The sequence below is a fragment of the Vibrio sp. 14N.309.X.WAT.E.F5 genome (genome assembly GCF_030397615.1).
Lineage (GTDB): Bacteria > Pseudomonadota > Gammaproteobacteria > Enterobacterales > Vibrionaceae > Vibrio > Vibrio lentus.
This window is the reverse complement of the sequence record NZ_JAPNXR010000001.1, coordinates 510,550-531,802: the sequence shown is the minus strand read 5'-3', so window position 1 is coordinate 531,802 and position 21,253 is coordinate 510,550. Positions and strand designations below refer to the sequence as shown.

Here is a 21,253-nt window from a genome sequence, read left to right as displayed (position 1 = left end):
TTTCGGTGGTCTACCTTCGTCTACTCAGCATTTGGTTCGTCACCTTGCTGAAAAACATAAAGTGTTATGGGTAAACTCCATTGGTTTAAGACAGCCAAAATTGTGTGTCAAAGATATCCAAAGAGCGTCCAACAAACTGTTTGGCAAAACTAAAGCAGTGACTCAGAACATGCTTGATTCAAATGAGGTGGACAACATAACCATCGTTAACCTCAGAACCATTCCTGCGCCCTCGTCTGCTATTGCACGTCAGTTGGCTCAATGGATGATGTTAAAACAACTAAAGCCGATTATTGCAGAGCTTGATTTGCACGCTCCAATTCTATGGACATCATTGCCGACGGCTGTTGACCTGTGCGGACACCTCAATGAATCCGCTGTTGTGTATTATTGTGGCGATGATTTTAGCGCTTTGGCTGGTGTTGACCATCAAACTGTTGCTGCACATGAATCCGAATTAATTGAAAAATCTGACCTCATTTTTGCAGCCAGCGAAAACTTGATGACGAAGTTCCCTAAAGACAAAGCTCAACTGCTGCCTCACGGAGTCGATGTCAGTTTATTTTCGACCCCAGTACCAAGAGCACATGACCTACCAAGTGAACACCGCCCTATCGCTGGTTTTTATGGAAGCCTATCAAAGTGGTTAGATTATTCGTTACTCGAACATGTTGCTCAAGCTATGCCTGAATGGGATTTCGTCTTCATTGGTCCAAACGAGTTAGATACCCTGTCGTTGCCTGAACTTGATAACGTGCATTACCTTGGGCCTCGTCCTCATCATACCCTGCCAAGCTACTCACAACATTGGGATGTGAGCTTACTTCCTTTTGTTGATAATGAACAAATCCGCGCATGCAGCCCTTTAAAACTCATGGAATACCTTGCAGCCGGAACGCCAATCATCGCAACACCGTTTCCGGCGCTTCTTCCTTACAAAGAGCATGTATCAACCGTAGAGAGCGCGGAACAAATGGTGGAGGCTCTAAACCGAGCTCGTAACCAACAAAATACCCCTGTCTCTGTTGTCTCAAAGGACAGTTGGCAAAACCGCGGTAACTTCGTACATTGGATGTTGGAGCTATTATGAATAATCTAAAATTGCGCCTGTTGGTTTTATTGAATGCAGCGTGGCGTCAACGCTACGTGATTTTGGTGCCTATTCTCATTCTGCCTTTCGTTGGTTTCGGAGTAAGTAAGTTGGCGCCAACAAAATACGATGCTCATACCAGCATGTTGATTCAGGAAACGGCTAAGATGAACCCGTTTCTTGAAGATATTGCGGTATCCACCATGCTCAAAGACCGTATGAGTGCACTTCGCACCTTGCTCCACAGTCGACATGTCCTTTACTCAGTAGCACAAGAGCTTGAACTGACGACTCCAGATATGTCGAATGTAGAGAAACAAGAAATCATTACCGACCTATCACAACGTTTGTCAGTCACACAATTAGGAAAAGATTTTCTAAAGATAAGCCTAAGCTCGGATACGCCTATAGGTATGGAAGACACACTTCGTTCTGTCAGTGAACACTTTATCGAGCAGTTATTGGCACCAGAACGTTCTTCGATTCAAGACTCCAGTAGTTTCCTTAAAATCCACATCGATGAACGAAGTGCCGAGCTTAGAAAAGCGGAAGAAGCACTTGCGCTGTACGTGAATGAAAATGTGCATTCGACACCTGAAGTTCAGAGCCAAAGTTTAAACCGATTAGCGTCGTTAAAACAAACACTTGCAGAGAAAGAAGCAGAGCTATCAGGTGTAGAAAAAAGCTTGGGTTCAATTGACCAACAACTCTCAAAAACGAACCCAGTTATCGGACGTTTAGAAGATCAGATCATCGATATTCGTAGTGCGCTTACCCTGCTACAAGCAAAATACACAAACCAGCACAGTGCAGTGCAAGCCAAAGTTCGTGAACTAGAAAGACTTGAGAATGAACGAAAAGCGCTGTTGGAACAAAAACAACCTGGCATGAACAGCGATCAATTGTGGGACATCGCGAGTAGCACGACATTAAACAAGCTTTCCGACATTCAACCTTTGTTAGTGACACAGCTCCATAGCTTGCAATTGGTTCGAGCTCGTTATGAGTCTTTAACCGAAGAAACCAAAAGCCTTCGTACAATGATTTTTGAATTGGAAAACAAAGCGAATAACTTTGGTGAGAACGCAAAAGAGATGTATCGCTTGCAACGTGATGTGAATATTAAACGTCAGCTTTACGATGAACTCACCGAACGTTACGAGATGGCGCAATTAACCGGATCATTAGGTGTTTTTGAACAAAACAAACGTGTGAAGATTATCGATTTACCCTTTACACCCAGCATCAAGTCTAACATGCCGGCATTCGTCTTCATTCTTGCAGGTCTAGTTGCCGGCATCGGCTTAGGAACCGGTTTGGCGATATTGTTCGAACTGTTTGATTCTTCAATCAAACGAAAAGATGAAATTGAAGATATCTTGGGGGTGCCCGTTATTACTGTTATTCCTAGAATGAGTTAGCCACAAAGCACTCACGCCATAACCAGAATTAGCTAAGCACACATGAAGACGCCAGCCTCTCGCTGGCGTTTTTAATTGTGTTGGTTTTGGTAGCCAGTTTTCACTTTGACCATTAACTCTCCGATTTTCTTATCATTCTTTCAGCCACAGATTCTGTTTTGATTCCTATTTTGAGAATTGCCTTACCCTCAACTTCAATCATATGTAACTAATTGAAAATTATCAAATAATTAACTGGCACGGCACGTGCACTGGTAACAACAGAACGAAACAGAAAGCTAGGTTGCAACATTAGAGCGTTACTGAAGGGAGCAATATTATGGGAAAGCAAAACACAAAGAATGGCAAAAAGATAATACATGTTGTTCAGCACCTTGCTCCTGGCGGTTTGGAGACGTTAACTCTGGATCTTCTGCGCCTTGCTAAGCCAGCTGATCAAGTGTTGATCGTCAGTCTTGAAGGTACCAAAGACGAATCCATCAAGAACTGGCCGAAGCTTCAGCCTTACCACAATCAAATTGTGTTTTTAGACAAAGAGCCCGGTGTTCAATTCAACATCATCATAAAACTCATCAAAGCATTTAGAGGAATTCGCCCTGATGTCGTTCACACACATCACATCGGTCCTCTACTCTATGCGGGTTACGCTGCTCGTGTATCAGGTGTTCCAACGCGTATTCATACTGAGCATGACGCTTGGCACCTTCAAGATGACAAGCGCCGACGCTTACAGGCATTAGCGCTTAAGGCCGCTCAACCAACATTGGTCGCTGACGCAACTCGTGTTTACAAACAACTCCGTTCTGCTTTCTCATACGAGAACATCATTACCATTAAGAACGGCGTTGATTGCAACAAATTCAAGCCGATGTCGAAGATAGACGCGAGAACAGCGTTAAATCTACCACAAGATAAGCACATCATTGGTTGTGCAGGCCGATTGGAACACGTTAAAGGCCAAGACCAACTCATCAAAGCTCTCGCACTGCTGCCCCAAAATATGGTTGTCGTATTTGCAGGTGGCGGTTCCAAACAAAAAAAATTAGCGCAACTGACCAACAGACTAAACCTTGATGATCGCGTTATCTTTCTTGGCTTAGTTGAAGACATGACTACTTTTTACGGCGCTCTGGATACTTTCTGCTTACCTTCACGTCATGAAGGGTTACCGCTTTCAACTCTTGAGGCACAAGCATGTAACGTCCCTACCGTTGCGATGAATGTAGGGGCCGTTGATGAAACCTTATGCCCAGTCAGTGGAACGCTTGTGAATAAAGGGAGTATTACGGGATTAGCTAGCGCGCTACTAGACAACCAACACGAACGATTCTTATCGCCTCGTACTTATGTGTTAGATAACTTTGACATAGTAAAAATGGTTGAATCTTACGACGATATTTCAAAGGGAGTATGCGCATGATGGATCTTTTGCTCGCGAGCCTATGTTTATTTTCTGGGGTCTTGATTGTTTATCATCACGCGGCGTATCCAATTCTGTTGCGTTGGTATGCAAGACATCATCCAGCGCGTACTGTGAGCGAAAGCTCTCGTTGTTACAAAGATGAACAACAGGATTGCACACTTCCAACGGTCACTGTTCTTGTTCCTGCGTTTAACGAAGAACAATGGATAGCAGATAAGATTCGTAACTTAGCGGCGTTAGATTATCCAAGAACGAAACTGCGTGTCGTGATTGCTTGCGATGGCTGTACCGACGACACAGTAAATATCGCCCAAATGACCATCCAAGAAGCAATGTGTAGCGACATTCACTTTGAGATACACGACCATGTTCAAAACAGAGGTAAAGTGGCGGTACTCAATGAAGAAGTGACTAATATTACCAGCAATATTACAGCGCTCAGTGACGTGTCTGCCCTGATTTCATTAGATGCACTGTTGATTGCTGCTGCTCACTTTGAAAGTGACGCGGTTGGTGTGGTAAACGCAACCTATCAATTATGTCCAACAGGTAATGTAGGTGAAGATGCATATTGGCAGTATCAAACATCAGTGAAAGAGTGCGAAGCGTCATTTGGTTCAAGTTTAGGTTCGCACGGTGCTTTTTATCTGTTCAGAACGGCATTGTTTACACCACTACCACTTAATACTATTAACGACGATTTCATTTTACCAATGCAGATAGTCAAACAAGGCTACATCGCAGAATACGAAACACAGATGGTTGCACTGGAGCTGGAAGAGTCAAATCTTAAGACTGACTTCAATAGACGGCTGCGAATCTCAGCAGGCAACATGCAACAAGCCATACGTTTGTTTGGCCTGTTCAGCCCTAAATTCAAAGGCATCGCTTTTGCGTTCTTTTCAGGAAAAGGGCTACGACTGTTAACCCCATATCTAATGATTGTGTGCTTAATATGCTCAATATTACTCAACGAATATCTATTGTTTGAAGTACTTCTTTGGGCACAAGTGTTTGTTTACAGCATTGGTGTACTTGGTTGCATCTTGCCTAGCAGACTCATCAACAAACCTGTTTCTTTAATTTCCTATTTAATCGTTGGTCATTATGCCAACTTCATTGGTGGCGTACGTTACCTATTAGGACTTGAAAACTCCCCTTGGACTAGAGCTAATCGTTAAGGACTGACTATGATGAATATTGACCAACTATCAAACCAAAACCTATACCAAAGCAAGATTTCTCGCGCGAAACGAACTTTTGATTTTGTTAGCTCTTTACTCGCGTTAGTCGTCTTATCTCCGGTATTCCCTTTTATCGCACTGGCCATTGCATTGACTTCTCGCGGTCCTATCTTCTATCGCCAACTGCGCGTGGGAAAATCGACACCAGAAAAAATGGAGATTTTTGAAATCATGAAGTTTCGTAGTATGTATCAAGATGCAGAAACTCGATCTGGTGCGGTTTGGGCTACACAGAATGACCCTCGTATAACACCTGTGGGTCGTTTTTTGAGAAAGACACGACTTGATGAACTACCCCAGTTGTTCAATGTGCTTAAAGGTGAAATGTCGTTGATTGGTCCGCGCCCTGAACGCCCAACCTTCTACAACAAGTTAGAGAATGAAATCCCATACTTTGCAGACCGTACTTATGGCGTCATGCCTGGTATTACGGGGCTTGCTCAGGTCAATCAAGGCTATGACACTTGCATTGATGATGTTCGCCGCAAAGTCGGTTTTGACCATAGTTACGCACTGAGTCTATGTTCTGTAAAATCTTGGATTGCTGCTGACCTGAGCATTATCACGAAGACGATTGTTGTGATGGTCGATGGCCGAGGGCGTTAAAAAGTAGACTTTACTAACAACTAACTGCTAACTGCTGTCAGTATCAGTTTGTACTAGTCCCTCTCTTTTTGATTCAAGTCCTATTAAAACCAATGAGTAGCTGATTACTCATTGGTTTTTTCGATTTTATATACTATTTGGTATACGATACCGAACAGATATTCCAGCCCTGTATTCAAAGCGTATCTCCTATGAAAATCGAAGATCTCAAGCTATTCACTACTGTTGTTGAACTCGGAAGCTTTACCGCTGCCGCCAACGCACTGGACGTGCCTCGAGCGAACGTGAGTAGACGTATTAACGATCTAGAGAAAGCACTCAACATGCAGCTTTTCTTTCGTACAACACGCAGTTTATCGGTGACTAAGTCGGGCGAACTCTATTACAACGAGTTGTTGAAAGCACTGAGCGCGCTTGAAAAGGCCAATCACATGGCGTCTAACTTATTGGAAGTACCACATGGTCGCGTGAAGATAGGTTTGCTCCCTGAAACCGGTGATATTGTTCAAGCCACCCTATTTAAGTTCCAAGATCTCTACCCAGAGGTTGAGCTTGATATTCGCAGTATCAGTAATGGATTTATCGACATGTATCGTCAAGGGTTAGATCTTGCTATGCATGGAGGACGACTAAGAGATTCGAATGTCGTCGCTCGTAAGGTAATGGATTTACAGCGTATTTTTGTTGCTAGCCCTGAATACCTCGCTAAGTCAGGCAAACCCACAAAGCTTGAAGAACTGTCTAAATTTCCGTTTGTGTGTTTCCGCTGGCCAAGTGGTGATATAGATAAAGAGTGGGAAATATCGAATCAAGTTGTGAAAGTTGAACCGTCTATCGTCAGTGACAGTATTGGCTTTGTGAAAGGTGCCTCTACCCGTCACCGAGGCATTGCCTTATTACCCCAATTGATGGTTCGACAAGAGCTCAAAGAAGGCTCACTGGTCAACCTGTTCCCGACTGAGACTTTGGAAAAAGAAGAAGCGTGGTTGCTGTATCCACAGCGAAAAGCATTGAGTCATGCCAGCCAGTTATTGATTGATTTCTTATTACAAGAATTACCAAAACTCTAATTATTGTCTCAAATAATGTGACAGTGTTATACCGTTAGCACTGATTATCTCTGCGCGTCATCTCGATAGAATTGCCCCATCAATATTTCGGAGCAATTCATGATGTCTATCTATCGCTACTCTCTACTCGCCGCCACTCTTTTGCCTCTTATCGGTTGCAATCAGTCTGTTGTCACGGAGCCATCTGTTTCTCTGGAACCGTCAGCAGCTTCGATCAAAACAACGGAAGCGCGCCCAATTCAAGTCATCCAACTTGAATCGAAATCTCAACAAGCCAGCAAAACCTTTACGGGTAAGCTCCAATCGGTTGAAACAGCAGGCGTGGCTTTTCGCGTTCCCGGTACCATTCAAGAATTGTTAGTAAAAACTGGCGACAGCGTTAAGAAAGGCCAAGCGATAGCTCAGCTAGATCCGCACGATTACCAAGTTGCGTTAGAGGAGCTACAAGCTCGTGCGTTAGAAGCAAAATCGGCTCATAAATTAGCAAAAGCAGAATTAGCTCGAGTAAGACAAGCGATTGCTGACAACGCGATTGCCAACGTCAATTTAGACCGTGCGATCAGCGGTTACGAACGCAGCGAAGCCGCCGTTAAAGTGGTTGAGCAAAACATTCGTCGAGCCAAAGACTCGGTTCGCTACACTCGCCTGCTTGCGCCATTCGATGGCGTGGTTGCATCTTCAAATTTCGATCAATACGAACAAGTACTTCCGGGAATCTCGGTTTTCACCATTCACAAGCCAGAAAAGCTTGAAGTCACCATTGATGTACCTGAAAACTTAATTCATCAATTCAAAGCCGATCAACAAGCAACCATTAGTTGGTATAACGCAAAAAACTCTATCACAGGCCAAGCAACTGAGATCTCAACACTCCCTCACCCAATCAAACAAACTTACTCAGTCACTTATCGCTTAGATGACTTAACAAAGAACGACACCCTTCGTTTACTGCCTGGTAAAGCCGTCACCCTCACTACTCAACTGGGTGAAAAAAGCAACAATTTTTGCCTACCTTACTCTTCCATCGTTAACCAATCAGGCAACGAACAAGTGTTCACCATCAAGGACTCGCAAGCAATATCAGTTTCCGTACATGTTGCGTCACTCGCTGAAAATACAGCGTGTGTCGAATCAGAACTCAACGATGGTGACTATGTCGTTGTGAACGGCGCTCAATACGTTCAAGAAGGCCAACATTTTTCATCAATCCAAGTTAAAAATTTGTAGGTGAGTACCATGAACTTAGCTGACTTTGCCATAAAACAACGAACCTTCGTCTTGTTCTTCACCGCATTGAGCGTGATTGCCGGACTCTACTCTTACTTCGACCTCGGTAAACTTGAAGACCCAAGCTTCACCATTAAAACGGCCGTCGTGGTAACACTCTACCCAGGCGCATCAGCCGAAGAAGTAGAACAACAAGTCACGGACACAGTTGAAACCAAGCTCCAAGAAATGGCAAACCTAAACCGACTGCGCTCGCTTTCTCGTCCGGGTATGTCGATGGTGTTTGTTGACTTAAAAGAATCGCTGAACTCAAAAGAACTGCCACAAGAGTGGGACTTACTTCGTCGTAAAGTATCAGACATGAAAATGCTGTTACCAAGCACGGCACAGATCAGCATCGTACAAGATGAGTTCTCTGAAGTGTACGGCATGCTTTTCTCTGTGTATGGCGCAGATGCTTCACCCTCAGAACTTCGCAGCTACGCGGAAGAGTTACAACGTCGCATTAAGACCGTAGACGGCATTAAGAAAGTCGAGTTGCACGGCGTTCAGCCTCGCGTGGTTCATATCGATATTCCAGACGAACGCTTGGCTCAATATGGTTTATCCATGGCTCAGGTTTGGAGCCAACTGAACACACAGAACACCACATTTGATGCGGGTAAATTCTCTGCCGGTGGCGAGCGTATTCGTGTTCAACAGTCGAGCCAATTCACTTCGCTCGCTGATATTAAAAATCTGATGATCAAAGGTGGCGTGAGTGAGTTAGGAACGGGCCTGCTACGACTTGGTGATATTGCTGAAGTGACCATGGGTTATCAAGAACCGATGATGACGGAAAACCGCTACAACGGTGTCCCAGCAGTAACTCTCGCAATGAGTCCGGTCTCTGGCGTGAATGTGGTATCTCTGGGCGATGACATCAACCGCATCGTTAACGAGTTCCAAGCATCGCTGCCATTGGGTGTTGAAGTTGCAACCGTAGCTAACCAACCTGAAGAGGTTCAAAAATCCATAGATAACTTTGTTAGTAACCTACTTGAAAGTGTCGCGATTGTATTTGTCGTGCTGTCGATTTTCATGGGCTTAAAGAGTGCAACGATCGTGGGTTCAAGCTTATTGCTGACCATTCTACTAACGCTGATCTACATGAACATTACTGCGATTGATTTGCACCGTGTGTCTCTGGGTACATTTATCCTCGCACTTGGTATGTTGGTTGATAATGCAATTGTGATTACCGACATGATGATCGTAAAGATCAACAAAGGTATCGACCGTACTATTGCGGCTATCGATTCAGTGAAAGAGACAGCAACCCCACTGTTTGGCGCTACCGTTATCGCAATCATGGGGGCCAGCCCGGTTATCTTCTCTCAGACAGATGCCGCTGAATTTGCGAGTTCGGTATTCTTAATCATCGCTTCTTCACTGCTGCTGTCTTGGTTCGTGGCAATGACGTTCACCGCCCTGATGTGTTGGATGTTCATCAAACCAACCAAACAGAAAACAGACACCAAAGTCAGCTTATACCGCAAGAGCGTTAATTGGACAGTCGATAACCCATTAAAAGCGCTGAGTGGCTTAATTCCACTTATCTTAGTGACGGCTTTTGCTATCCCAAATGTCGCGATTAATTTCATTCCTCAAGCAGACAGACCGATCTTGTTCCTTGATTACTGGCTACCAAATGGTGCCAAGGTTGAACAAACGTCGGAAGACATGAAACGTATCGAAGCATGGTTACTTGAACAACCTGAAGTGGAAAGTATCTCGACTTATGTCGGTGCAGGTGCGCCCCGCTTCTCTGTAACGATTGAGCCAGAACCGTTCGACCCAGCTTATGGGCAGATCCTAATCAACGCGACTGATTTCCCATCATTGAGCCCACTAATTGCTCGTGGTGACAAATGGTTAACTCAAGAATTTCCTAACGCCGACCCGCGCTTTAGAAGCTTGAAACTGGCGACCTCAGACAAGTTCAGCGTCGAAGTACGCTTCTCAGGCCCAGATGTAGACGTTTTACATGGCTTATCAAACCAAGCGAAAGCCATTTTCCAAGCACATCCAGATACTAAGTACGTGCGTGATGACTGGCGTCAAAAGAGCAAAGTGCTAGAGCCGATCATCAACCAAGATAAGGTTCGCCTTGCAGGTATTAACCGTGCTGATATTGCCTTTGCTATGAAACGTGCGTCTGAAGGTATGCCTTTGGGTCGCATGAACCTAAACGATGAATTAGTCACCATTCAATTACGTGGTACTGAAAACTCAATCGAATCACTAGAAACATTACCCGTTCGCTCGTTACTTGGCTTACACAGCGTGCCACTGGGTCAAGTTGTCGATGGATTTGAACTGACTAGCGAAGAGACCATGATTTGGCGTCGCGACCGCGTGAAAACCATAACAGCACAAGCCGGTGTTGGTCGTTACACCACGCCAGCGGCGGTAAGAAACTCAGTAATTGATGATATTGAAGCTATCGCACTTCCACCGGGTTACAGCCTTGAATGGGGGGGTGAATACTACGACGAACACAAAGCCGTCAGCGATATTCTTAAGCAACTGCCAAAAGCGATCTTGTTAATGGTCATCATCTTGGTGGCGATGTTTAACGGTTTCAAACAACCCGTCATCATCTTCACTACCCTGCCGTTGGCAGCAACAGGTGCCACATTCAGTTTGTTGTTATTGGATAAACCTTTCGGCTTTATGGCGTTGATTGGTGCGGTAACTCTCACGGGTATGATCATCAAAAACGGCATTGTATTAATGGACCAAATTGAGCTTGAACGTAAAGGTGGTCGCTCACTGTCGGACGCAATCAAAGAAGCGACAGTAAACCGCACTATGGCGATCTCAATGGGTGCACTAACCACCGCACTCGGCATGATCCCACTACTTACTGATCTACTGTTCGACCAAATGGCCGCAACTATCATAGGTGGCTTGGCAGCAGCGACCGTGTTGTCTCTCTTCGTGATGCCTGCGTTGTATAAACTCTTCTATCGTTCAGAAGAGAATGGCATAACGGTAAACGAAGCAATCCAAGACGCAATTGTTGTCCTTGATGCAACGCCGAATGGCAGCGCACAGACTCAACAATCAAACATCACTCAATAAGGAGCAATAACATGTATCTATTACCTAGATTTAAAGTGGCTCCTATTGCCCTAGCTTTGTTACTGACAGGCTGTGCGGTTGGCCCTGATTACGAAGAGCCGCAAACCACTATGGCAGAAACCTTCTTGTACAGCCAAGAGAGTCAAAGCCAAAGCGAAAGCGAAACAAACCAATCAAATACTCACTGGTGGACACAGTTCAATGATCCAACGCTTAACCAGTTGGTGGCCGATGTTCAAAGTCAGAACATCCCACTCAAACTCGCAGCTGAACGAATCAACATGGCTAACTCATACAAGAGTGTCGTTGAATCTTTCAAAGTGCCAACAGTCAATGTCGGCGGAGGTTACTACAACTATCAATTGAGTGAGAACGACTCCCTACTCGGCCCTGTATTTGGCGCGTCTGATGCCGTTCAATCGGCAACCGGCATGTCATTACTTGATGCACAACACGATGGCGGTTTCTTAGGCGCGAGTATCGCATGGGAAATGGACTTATTTGGGCGTATCGACAGACAATCTAACGCGGCAACGATTAGAGTAGAACAAGCCGAGATATTCCAATCAGGCTTGAACACACTGATTACTGCAGACGTGATTCACAACTACCTGCAATATCGAGGCGCGCAAGAACGCAAAGCGATTGCGATGGATAACATCCAAGACCAACAACGTACACTTGAGTTGGTGACCAAAGTGGTTCGCAGCGGTTATGGTTCTGAGTTGGATCTTGCTCAAGCCAAAGCGATGCTCGCAGCCACAGAGTCGATTGTTCCACAGTTAGAAATTGCAGAACAAGTTCACAAGCAGCGTATGGCAGTGTTGTTGGGAGAATCGCTAGCGAACATCAACCAACGTTTAGCGGGCGAATTTACCTTGCCACGCATGAACGATGTTATCCCAACGGGCTTACCTTCTGACTTGTTAGAACAACGCCCAGACATCCGTATCGCAGAGCGTGAAATGGCGGCCATTAACGAAGAGCTTGGCGCAAGCATCGCCAATCGTTATCCAAAGTTCTTCTTAACGGGCACACCAGGTGTCACGGCTGGAAGTTTTGATGACTTGTTCAGTAGCGACTCATTTGGTTGGGCAGCGTCTGCGGGTATCAGTTGGAATGTGTTTGATGGTGGCCGAGGTGAAGCCATGGTTGAGATGAACGAGGCAAGATTTCGCTCTGCTGCACTCAACTACCAACATTCGGTAGACAGCGCATTCGCAGAAGTCGATTCAAGCTTGTTTGCTTACGGTCGTAGCCAAGAAAACCAAAAGCGCATTGATGAAGCAACAGACGCGGTCGATAACGCCGTGAGCAAAGCCAAATCGTTGTACAAAGCCGGTCTAGTGGATTACTTATCGGTGCTCGATGCACAACGACAACAGAAGATGATGCAAGACCGCCAAGTCGCAGCCAAACTGCAAACCGCTAATACCACGATTGCGGTGTACAAGGCCCTAGGGGGTGATTGGAAAGTCGCAAACGAGACACAAAGCGTTGAAGTAGCCTCTTTGAACTAGACCTATACGTTACTTATCAAAACGATAAGCACAATAAAAAATACCGCTGAATCAATCAGCGGTATTTTTGTAATCGTATAAAACGTTATTACTTAACTTGATAACGCTTCGCCCATTCTTGCGCGGCATCACCCATCGTCAATCCAGTGGCATTCTTCATCCAAAGCATGAAATCACGATCGAACTTAAACTGGTCACCAAATTGGGATTTGAAATAGCGACGAACATTCTGAGTCGTTTTGTAGCTATCCGTGATTAACGTATTCTCGTCAATCTGATTTTTGTGCCAATCAACCTTTTCCATGCTCTCTCATCTTCCTTAAAACGCACAATCGAACCACGCCAACACTATTTACTGTTTTCCTTGCCTTGTAGATGCTCTGCGTACTTCCTAGAAATCCATTGATGAATATGGAACCCTGTTTTACGAACCAGATACCAATCTATTGCAGCAAGAATGACTAAACCAATTATAGTTCCCATAATAATTCCTCCATGAACAGTTTATTAGTAAGTCAACTCCAAGATAGCACTTGTACTTGCTGCCACCTAGCCTTATAACCAGCCGTCATTTTGTTGTAGTTCGCTTCGGTCATTGCTTGTTTATTTGGCTTGATCAACATGTTGAATGCGTCATCTAACCCATAAGGCGCGAACAGTGTGATGTTTTCTGAATTATCGAGAGTAAACCCAATGGCAAACGCAGAAAGCCAAGATTCAATACCTTGCTCAACACGCTCATATGGTTGAATGGAACAACCGAACTTCTCAGCATAGCGCTCATGTATGGTTGCTTGGTTTTTCACATCCACGTCTACGCAATGGCTCAATCGTGCACTAATACGACTTTTGAATTCATCTTCGGTGAAAAGATTAGAGTTGTCGAAATAGACAATATCAAAGTCTTTAACCTTATCGAGAAGCGGTTTGCGTTCGATGCTATTCCAGATGACTTGAGTAATTGCACCGCCTGCGATATAGAAGTTTGGCAAGCCTACTTCACGACACACTTTAGCGGTTTCGATTAACTCAGGAACTTGGTGAATTAGGGATTCAAGTTTTTGTTTGTTCATATTAACTTAATGATGCTGCGTTAAGTCGTGAGCAACGAACGCCGCACAGCGAGTTCGAATAGAAATGGCGCAGACAGCGAATCAACTTGAAACATCAGCTAAGCTTTTTGTTTCGCAGAGGTTATTGCTTGAGCTATTTTAGCCCTATGATTCATTTCCCACTCAGCTAGTTTTAATGAAGCTTCTTCACGTGCTTTCTTTGAAGCCATGACAAATACTTCATCTTTTCTTGATTTAGGAATAACGACAATACCCTCTACATCAGCAACGATGAAATCTCCCGTAGAGACGTTTGCTCCCCCACAAGTGATTGAAACACCTAATTCAGAGTAGACCTCTTTTTTTCCCGGTACCGGATGGACGCCTTTCGCAAAAACTGGAAACTCCATATCTGAAATTTCACTCAAGTCCCGAATTACACCATCAATAATAAAGCCTTTTATTCCTCGACTCTTAGCGACTGCGCATACATTGCCGCCAGCTACCGCATATTTGCTATCAACGCCATCGACAACAATGATAGACCCCTCGGGTGCTTCGTATATTGCAGCATGAAGCATTAGGTTATCGCCCGAAGTTAACTGAACCGTAAATGCTTCACCAAAAATTCTCGGCATACCCTGCCAAAGAGGACCAATATTGAAATCAATAAAGTGGCCGTTACTCAATATGTTTCCGTAATCGGTGGTCGCTAATTCAGAAAAATCTTGCTTCATATTTACACTCCATGTTTAAACTAAGTCTGGTGCCGGATTGAGGTGTGAGGCACTCAACACGATGCTTCGGCATATGCCTAATCACAAAAAATGCATAGTAAAAAATGCCACGCATATCGAATCTATTTTATGTTGTTTATTATGCTTGTGGCTCAGAAACCAAGGCACTTTCATTTGCCCTAACGTACATCAAATGCTTATCGTAAAAGTCACTTTTTACACAACCATGTTGTAACGCTTTTTTATAGATTGAAGCCACAAATATATCGGCGACACTAAAGCTGTTACCCACTGCCAATCCTGATTCACGGCAAATTGACGTACTTAGCTTTTCTAGGCACCTCATAATCCAATCCCCACGAAGTTCGCGCTTTGACATTTCATCTAACTCTGGACGCATGAACTTTAATACGGTTCTGTTTTGGGGAGAGTGGATGCTGGTATTTACGTATTCACAAACTCTTCGGATATGAGTTTTTTCATCAAGATTTTTGCCAAATAAGGTTGGCTTAGGAAAGCGTTCTTCCAGATACTCGATAATCGCCATTGATTCAGAAAACACAGAACCATCGACAGAAAGTGATGGAACATAACCAAAAGGGTTTATATCTAAGTACGTTGTCACTAGTTCGCTAGAGCCCACCTCTATTCTATCGAAATGTATCCCCTTGAAGTTGAGCACCCACTCCACTCTTTCAGAGCTGTTCGAGCCTTTTGCGCTATAAAACAAAACTTCCATACATCCTCCCGACTATCAAACCAATACTAACCACGATAAAAAATCAAATTACCAAGCGAGGAAAATAACACTATATTCAAAGCGACTTACGTTCGACTTTTAGCATTAGGAAAGTCTAAGAAAGTAAGAATAATCGCGTGTGTGCGAAAGGTAGTTGTGAGCCTCAACACTATGCTAAAAGATGGTACAATCTGGGTTCGAAGCACAACCAAGAACTGGTCATTGATGTTATGTGCTAGTTTCTGTACCGAACAATACCATCCCAGTTTTCGCGATCTGAAAAATCATTAATCCCTATAGATGACTTATTACCTGATTCTTGAATAACCTCTTCTAGAAGCTGCGTCGACCACTTAAACGTCTCCAGAGCTTCACCTAGGCTATTGTGATGAAAAACTGATATATGAACTAACAAACCGGTAGCACTAATACTGTCTAGTACTCTATTAGACACAGCATTAATTGTTTTCATTGCGCAACTAATTGAAAACAATACTAATGAGTGATTTAGTTCAAAAGCTTCGCAACTGTACAAGCCGTCTTCGTACATTTTTGCGACATCCACCATAGATTTAACGGCGAGATCTAAGTTACTTTCACAGCTTAAAATTACAAAATAAGGGTCATCGTAATCATCAATACCTTCTATGTATGAACTCAGCTCTTTACTAATTTCCAAGCTATTAAAAATTTTACTACTTAACATGTTTGACCTTTATTTTGATAAATTATCGCTAGCCCCTAACGTCCAATTAAGCAGCTAACAACGTTATTAATATACTCAGAATCACTCAAGCTAAAGCCATTAAAAATGCTACGTGTTGGCTTTCTGCTTAAATTGTTTGTTATAGTTTCACTTGTTTGAAGTACTGTTTATATTTTGTATTTTCCAAATAACCTAATTCTTCATACAGTAATTGTGCTACAACGTTATCAAGCGATGTTTCTAGTTCAATACCTTTCGCATTAGTGTTTCTGGCATACATTTCTGCAAATTCCATTAGGGCTCGTCCAAGTCCTAATCCCCTTGCTTCGGTAGATACATAAAGATCATTTAACGCCCAGTATTTTTTTAACGAAATTGAACTGAATCCTTGGTATAACGTTACAAAACCAAGTACTTGCTCTTTAGCTATTGCTAGGAGAAAAACACCACTTCCATCATTTAACCTAGAAGCTATCCAATCTGAAGATTCACTTTCACTAGCTGTACTATCTAGGCTCACCGACAACTGACGGTAAGCATGAAAAAGCATAGATAATTGCTCTAGATCTTCAACTTTTGCTTCACGAAATTCCATTTTTACCTCTTAAGTTACAACGCCTTGTTTAAAGTGTAAGGCACGGAATGCCAAAGCTACCGTAACCACCTTAAACACTAAAGCCAACGCATAGTAAAATGCCACGTGTTACGAATTATTATTGAACAGTTTGTTCGTTTAATAGTTGTGCTCTTGCGTACGGTGATAAAAGTCAGAAGATAAGTTCACTCGTTTAAAAAGATCGCTAGACATAACAAGCTCTAGTAAAGCTTGCATCGCGACTTCATACTCGCTCAGTTTTTGGTCATCATCACTCAATTCATAATGCTCGTCATATGCCGCTTCATCATAACCAGACATGCCATAAAGTGCGACAGCATAACGGTTGCTCCAATCTCCGATATTTTTCCTTACTCGTTCACGGGTCTCATCGGACCTATAGGTGTCCTCTAACTTGTTACTCGCGCGCTCAGCGTTAATCAACCTCAACAACTCAACTTTATGCGTACCGGTCAACTCAGAATCATTTGCCTTAACTTTCTCTTGAATTTGTGTGTCTATAATTCCATCCAAATCTGACCAAGTATCTAACTTATCCTCTTCGTATTCTTCAAGCGCTTCCCAACTGTCTAAGGGTTTGTTTGCTTGATCCCACCAGTCAATGTACTCATTGATAGTTTTGTTGAAACCTGCTTCTGTATGAATGTAAACAACGCCTTCAGAAATAACTACCGCATAAATACTTTCACTTTCATAGTTATCAATTAATACTTTTAGCTTAGGCTCAAGTTCCTGAAAAATTAAATCCGAGTTTAAACGCCTTCTCATAAAGTTTCCCTATTCAACTAACGCCCAATTAAGTAACTGACAACACTACCAATACACGCAAATTTACCAACGAAATAACTGAAGCTAAACCGAGCTAAAAATGCCAAGCGTTGGCAGTCTGCTTAAATTGCTTGTTATAAATTTTTGTATGGGTTCATCCATGACTTAGGAAATTTGGAGAACAACGTATAACTAATTGCTTCACGTAAACTAAACTTACCTAAGAGGCACATTACTAAAGAAAAAACGCTCGCGACACATACAACACCTGCATACACCGACAGTATTAACACTAAGAGTTGTGAACCTAAAAATTGATAAACACTATACTCTGAACCATTTAATTGACTTAAAGGTAAATTAAGATCAACGCCAAACCAACCTGCTAACAACATGCTTAATTTAGTACATATGAAGATGCCCAGAGTTACACCCAAAAAGCCAACATAAGACGTGATTTTTTGATATTTCATCGGTAATCGATACTGTGCTTTGATCGCTTTAATAACCATTACACCACCCTTATTTATAACAACTATTAGACTGAAAAATTCTGCATTTAAACACCGAATTATTCTATCTAGTTTCATATGAGCGGAACTCTACCACAATTAATTTTATAATTTCAGTGACTTAAAGCACAGATAAGCACGTCGAATGATAAGATAAAGAACATTTGCACGCCGTATGGTTATGGCAGAATTGTCCTGAACTGTATAGAACCACTGTTCATCTACACTTATCCCAAACACAAAAAAGCCTACCATCTATGCGAACATAAATGGCAGGCTTTATACGTTAATTAGGCTTGTGAGTCGCTAGATTACGCGGCTTCGAATGCTAGGGCTTTCTTTTCTACCTGACGGAAGATAAGCGTTAATACGCCATTTACGGCTAGGTAAAATGCACCAGCAATGCCGAACACGGTTAGCGTGTCGTAGGTTTGGCCATTAATACGCTGAGCGTAGCCCATCAAATCCATGATAGTGATGGTGCTTGCCAGTGATGTGCCTTTGAATACCAGAATCACTTCGTTCGAGTAAGCAGGAACCGCGCGACGCAGTGCGTATGGCAGTAACACTTTAAGCGTTGCGATTTTGTCCATGCCTAGTGCACGACATGCTTCCCACTGCCCTGCTGGAATCGCGTTGAATGCACCTCTGAACAGTAGCGTACTGTACGCTGCTGTGTTCAAAGCTAATGCTAACATCGCGCAGAACCAAGGTTGGCTTAACCATGTCCATAGGAAGCTTTCACGAATCCAATCGAATTGACCTGGGCCGTAATACACCAAGAAGATCTGCACCAATAATGGTGTACCCGTGAACAACGTAATAAGACCACGAGTGAACCAATGTATTACTGGTAACCTTAGAATCAGCGTTACTGTCATCAACAGTGACAAGATACAACCAACAAGCAGTGAAGCGCCTGTCAGTTGAAGGCTGGTCGCTAAGCCTTCAAGCATTTGAGAGAGGTATTGTTGATTCATGCCATTGCCCCTTTGTTACCCAAACCTTGAATAGAGAACTTACCATCAATCACTTTTACTGCTCTTTGCGTAATCAATGTGATGATTAGATAAATAGCTGCTGCCGTTGCGTACCAAGTAAATGCTTCGTGCGTAGCTGCTGATGTCAGTTGCGCTTGCTTCAATAGATCAGTTACGCCAATCAGCGAAACAAGTGCGGTGTCTTTTAATAGAACCAACCATTGGTTCGTTAAACCTGGTAGTGCGTGTCTTACTGCTTGTGGCAATACAACTCTGAAGAACGCGCGAGATTGAGGGATACCCAAAGCACTCGCCGCTTCTCTCTGCCCTTTACTTACTGCTTTCAATGCACCACGAATAGTTTGTGAAGCGTAAGAAGCGAAGATAAGTGACAACGCAACAACACCAGATAAGAACGGGCTAACTTCAATAAAGTCACCAGTGATCATGAAGAGCACTTGTGTTGAACCAAAGTAGATAAACAAAACCACCAAGATTTCTGGTAGACCACGTACGATTGTCACGAACGCGGTTGTCGGCCATTTGATAGCAATACGACGAGACATTTCACCGCCAGCAAACAATACCGCTAAAACTAATCCAACCAATAGACTTACGAACGCAAGCTGAACTGTCATCCAGCTTGCTTCGACGAGCCCTAAAGAGTAACCCGTTAACTGCATATTACTTACCGAAGTACTTGTTGAAGATCTTGTCGTATTCGCCGTTCGCTTTAACCGCTGCAAGTGCTGTGTTCAGCTGTGCAACGAGCTCTGGGTTGCTTTTGTTTACTGCGATACCGAAACCGTTACCGAAGTATTCTTGGTTCGTTACTTGCTCGCCAACGTAAGTTAGGTTGTCTTGCTTCTTAAACCATTCCGCTACTACCGCTGTGTCACCAAATACTGAATCAATACGGCCGTTTTTCATGTCGATGAATGCATCTTGGTAGCTTGAATAAGGAACAGCGGTTACGCCAGTCATTTGCTCAAGTAGGAAGCTTTGGTGAGTAGAACCGTTTTGAACACCGATACGCTTGCCTTCAAGGGCTGCTTGGTCTGCTACTTTACCTTCGATAGAGATGAATGCTGCAGAGTTGTCGTAATAAGCATCAGAGAAGTTCACTTGTTGAAGACGTGCTTCAGTGATATCCATTGCCGAGATAGCCGCATCGTAACGTTTGAATTTAAGAGCTGGGATCAGGCTATCGAATGCTTGATTGTGGAAAGTACATGTCGCTTTCATCTCTTCACAAAGTGCGTTTGCTAGGTCTACGTCAAAACCTTGGATTTGGTTGTTCTCGTCCATGTATTCGAACGGTGCGTAAGTTGCTTCCATTGCGAATTTGATTTCTTCTTGAGCCGCTGCATTGAAAGAAGCAAGGCCGATAAGTGAAGCTAGTAGAATCTTTTTCATTTTGTTACTCCGAATACATTGTGATAGTGGCCTGTGGCCATTCTTATAATTTGATTGTTTTAATCGATGTTGTGTTTAGCTAAATCTAGTGAGCTAGCTTGGATTTAATGAGTGACTTACTTAGTGGGTTAAGTACTCGGCAAACTCTGGAGTCTGCGGATTAATGAATGCGTCGTTGGTGCCGTGTTCAACGATGTAACCTTTCTCAAGGTAAAGAACATGGCTTGCAATCTTCTTGGCGAAATCAACTTCGTGAGTCACAACAACCTGAGTGATCCCTGTGCCGCTTAGCTCTTTAATGATGCTAACAACTTGGTTGGTGATCTCTGGGTCGAGTGCTGCCGTTGGTTCGTCAAACAACAATACATCTGGCTTCATCATAAGAGCACGAGCAATCGCAACACGTTGTTGCTGACCGCCAGACAGTTGCAATGGCCAAGCTTCTGCCTTGTCCGCAAGCTGTAAAGTGGTTAATACCGCTTGTGCTTGTTTGATGGCTTCTTGCTTATCTAAGCCTGCAACTTTGGTTGGCGCTTCAATCAAGTTTTCCATTACCGTCATGTGCGGCCACAAGTTGTATTGTTGGAAAACCATGCCGACTTTACGACGAAGTTTAAGCCCCTGCTTCTCTTGGATCTGACTAGCAAAGTCGAATTGCTCGTTAGCAATGTCTAATTCGCCGTTGTCCGCAATTTCTAGCAGGTTCAAAACACGCAGTAGTGAACTCTTACCAGCGCCGCTTGGGCCAAGCAGTACCAAGGTTTCGCCACTCTCACAGTTAAAACTGATGTCGTGAAGAACTTGGATATCGCCATATGATTTGTTGATGCTCTTTACTTGAATACTCATGCCGGATTACTGCATTAATTGTCATTTGTTGGTTATTCTATTCAAACTGAACTTTTATGCAAGATAAATGTATAAAAAACTAATTTGTTGAATTTTTGTAACAGATATTACATAAAAAATAGTCTCAATGACTGGTCTTACATCTATAAAT

At 43.3% G+C, this 21,253-nt stretch carries 22 protein-coding genes and 1 pseudogene; 10 read left to right on the top strand and 13 right to left on the bottom strand.

Annotation, left to right across the window (positions count from 1 at the left end; genetic code table 11):
* The 9 genes from OW495_RS02500 to OW495_RS02460 form a co-directional block, all read left to right on the top strand.
* On the top strand, positions 1-1,090 hold a 1,090-nt coding region (locus OW495_RS02500), incomplete at its 5' end, for a glycosyltransferase (RefSeq protein ID WP_289884756.1).
* Positions 1,087-2,511 carry a chain-length determining protein gene (locus OW495_RS02495; RefSeq protein WP_102513593.1) on the top strand — a complete coding sequence of 475 codons (1,425 nt, stop codon included), beginning with the start codon at positions 1,087-1,089 and terminating at the stop codon, positions 2,509-2,511. The genes OW495_RS02500 and OW495_RS02495, both read left to right, overlap by 4 nt.
* Before the next feature lie 319 nt (positions 2,512-2,830).
* The gene (locus OW495_RS02490) at positions 2,831-3,931 is read left to right on the top strand and encodes a glycosyltransferase (protein WP_289884753.1); all 1,101 of its coding nucleotides are present in this window, start codon (positions 2,831-2,833) and stop codon (positions 3,929-3,931) included.
* Complete coding sequence (locus OW495_RS02485; protein WP_102513595.1) at positions 3,928-5,115, top strand: glycosyltransferase family 2 protein; 1,188 nt, start codon at positions 3,928-3,930, stop codon at positions 5,113-5,115. The genes OW495_RS02490 and OW495_RS02485 overlap by 4 nt, the downstream gene beginning before the upstream one ends.
* Positions 5,116-5,124: 9 nt before the next feature.
* On the top strand, positions 5,125-5,784 hold the full coding sequence (locus OW495_RS02480) for a sugar transferase (protein WP_102362215.1): 660 nt from the start codon (positions 5,125-5,127) through the stop codon (positions 5,782-5,784).
* A 191-nt stretch (positions 5,785-5,975) separates the two neighbouring features.
* Positions 5,976-6,854, top strand: coding sequence for a LysR family transcriptional regulator (locus OW495_RS02475; protein WP_102513596.1), 879 nt, complete (start codon positions 5,976-5,978; stop codon positions 6,852-6,854).
* A 99-nt stretch (positions 6,855-6,953) separates the two neighbouring features.
* Positions 6,954-8,081 (top strand): efflux RND transporter periplasmic adaptor subunit, encoded by a 1,128-nt coding sequence (locus tag OW495_RS02470; RefSeq protein ID WP_102513597.1) that lies wholly within the window; start codon positions 6,954-6,956, stop codon positions 8,079-8,081.
* A gap of 9 nt (positions 8,082-8,090) precedes the next feature.
* Positions 8,091-11,207, top strand: coding sequence for an efflux RND transporter permease subunit (locus OW495_RS02465; RefSeq protein WP_102513598.1), 3,117 nt, complete (start codon positions 8,091-8,093; stop codon positions 11,205-11,207).
* An 11-nt stretch (positions 11,208-11,218) separates the two neighbouring features.
* Positions 11,219-12,727, top strand: coding sequence for an efflux transporter outer membrane subunit (locus OW495_RS02460; RefSeq protein ID WP_102362218.1), 1,509 nt, complete (start codon positions 11,219-11,221; stop codon positions 12,725-12,727).
* An 88-nt stretch (positions 12,728-12,815) separates the two neighbouring features.
* Here the strand turns inward: OW495_RS02460 and OW495_RS02455 are convergent, their stop codons facing one another.
* From OW495_RS02455 to OW495_RS02435, 5 genes are all read right to left on the bottom strand, one after another.
* The gene (locus tag OW495_RS02455; RefSeq protein WP_102362219.1) at positions 12,816-13,031 is read right to left on the bottom strand and encodes a DUF6434 domain-containing protein; all 216 of its coding nucleotides are present in this window, start codon (positions 13,029-13,031) and stop codon (positions 12,816-12,818) included.
* A 44-nt stretch (positions 13,032-13,075) separates the two neighbouring features.
* Positions 13,076-13,210, bottom strand: coding sequence for a hypothetical protein (locus OW495_RS02450; protein WP_267240639.1), 135 nt, complete (start codon positions 13,208-13,210; stop codon positions 13,076-13,078).
* A 32-nt stretch (positions 13,211-13,242) separates the two neighbouring features.
* Entirely contained in the window at positions 13,243-13,800 is a 558-nt protein-coding gene (locus tag OW495_RS02445; RefSeq protein ID WP_102362220.1) for a nucleotidyltransferase family protein, read from the bottom strand.
* A 98-nt stretch (positions 13,801-13,898) separates the two neighbouring features.
* The gene (locus tag OW495_RS02440) at positions 13,899-14,516 is read right to left on the bottom strand and encodes an RraA family protein (protein ID WP_102362221.1); all 618 of its coding nucleotides are present in this window, start codon (positions 14,514-14,516) and stop codon (positions 13,899-13,901) included.
* 139 nt (positions 14,517-14,655) lie between these two features.
* Positions 14,656-15,255 carry a glutathione S-transferase N-terminal domain-containing protein gene (locus OW495_RS02435; protein ID WP_102513600.1) on the bottom strand — a complete coding sequence of 200 codons (600 nt, stop codon included), beginning with the start codon at positions 15,253-15,255 and terminating at the stop codon, positions 14,656-14,658.
* A gap of 75 nt (positions 15,256-15,330) precedes the next feature.
* Here OW495_RS02435 and OW495_RS02430 point away from each other — a divergent pair.
* A pseudogene (locus OW495_RS02430) lies at positions 15,331-15,441 on the top strand (IS110 family transposase); the annotation flags it as partial.
* A 49-nt stretch (positions 15,442-15,490) separates the two neighbouring features.
* Here OW495_RS02430 and OW495_RS02425 read toward each other — a convergent pair.
* From OW495_RS02425 to artP, 8 genes are all read right to left on the bottom strand, one after another.
* Entirely contained in the window at positions 15,491-15,961 is a 471-nt protein-coding gene (locus OW495_RS02425) for a hypothetical protein (protein WP_102362223.1), read from the bottom strand.
* 139 nt (positions 15,962-16,100) lie between these two features.
* Positions 16,101-16,556: a GNAT family N-acetyltransferase gene (locus OW495_RS02420; protein WP_065103463.1), complete on the bottom strand. Its 456-nt coding sequence runs from the start codon at positions 16,554-16,556 to the stop codon at positions 16,101-16,103.
* 138 nt (positions 16,557-16,694) lie between these two features.
* Positions 16,695-17,345, bottom strand: coding sequence for a hypothetical protein (locus OW495_RS02415; protein ID WP_102513601.1), 651 nt, complete (start codon positions 17,343-17,345; stop codon positions 16,695-16,697).
* Positions 17,346-17,479: 134 nt separating this feature from the next.
* A complete protein-coding gene (locus OW495_RS02410) occupies positions 17,480-17,857 on the bottom strand; it encodes a hypothetical protein (protein ID WP_102280800.1) in 378 nt (125 codons plus the stop codon).
* Between the two features lie 311 nt (positions 17,858-18,168).
* Positions 18,169-18,837 carry an arginine ABC transporter permease ArtM gene (gene artM, locus OW495_RS02405; RefSeq protein ID WP_017074936.1) on the bottom strand — a complete coding sequence of 223 codons (669 nt, stop codon included), beginning with the start codon at positions 18,835-18,837 and terminating at the stop codon, positions 18,169-18,171.
* On the bottom strand, positions 18,834-19,520 hold the full coding sequence (artQ, locus tag OW495_RS02400; protein ID WP_102513602.1) for an arginine ABC transporter permease ArtQ: 687 nt from the start codon (positions 19,518-19,520) through the stop codon (positions 18,834-18,836). Before artQ ends, artM begins: the two co-directional genes overlap by 4 nt.
* A 1-nt stretch (position 19,521) precedes the next feature.
* A complete protein-coding gene (locus OW495_RS02395; RefSeq protein WP_065112559.1) occupies positions 19,522-20,253 on the bottom strand; it encodes an arginine ABC transporter substrate-binding protein in 732 nt (243 codons plus the stop codon).
* Positions 20,254-20,373: 120 nt separating this feature from the next.
* On the bottom strand, positions 20,374-21,102 hold the full coding sequence (artP, locus tag OW495_RS02390) for an arginine ABC transporter ATP-binding protein ArtP (protein ID WP_102513603.1): 729 nt from the start codon (positions 21,100-21,102) through the stop codon (positions 20,374-20,376).
* Positions 21,103-21,253 lie beyond the last annotated feature (151 nt).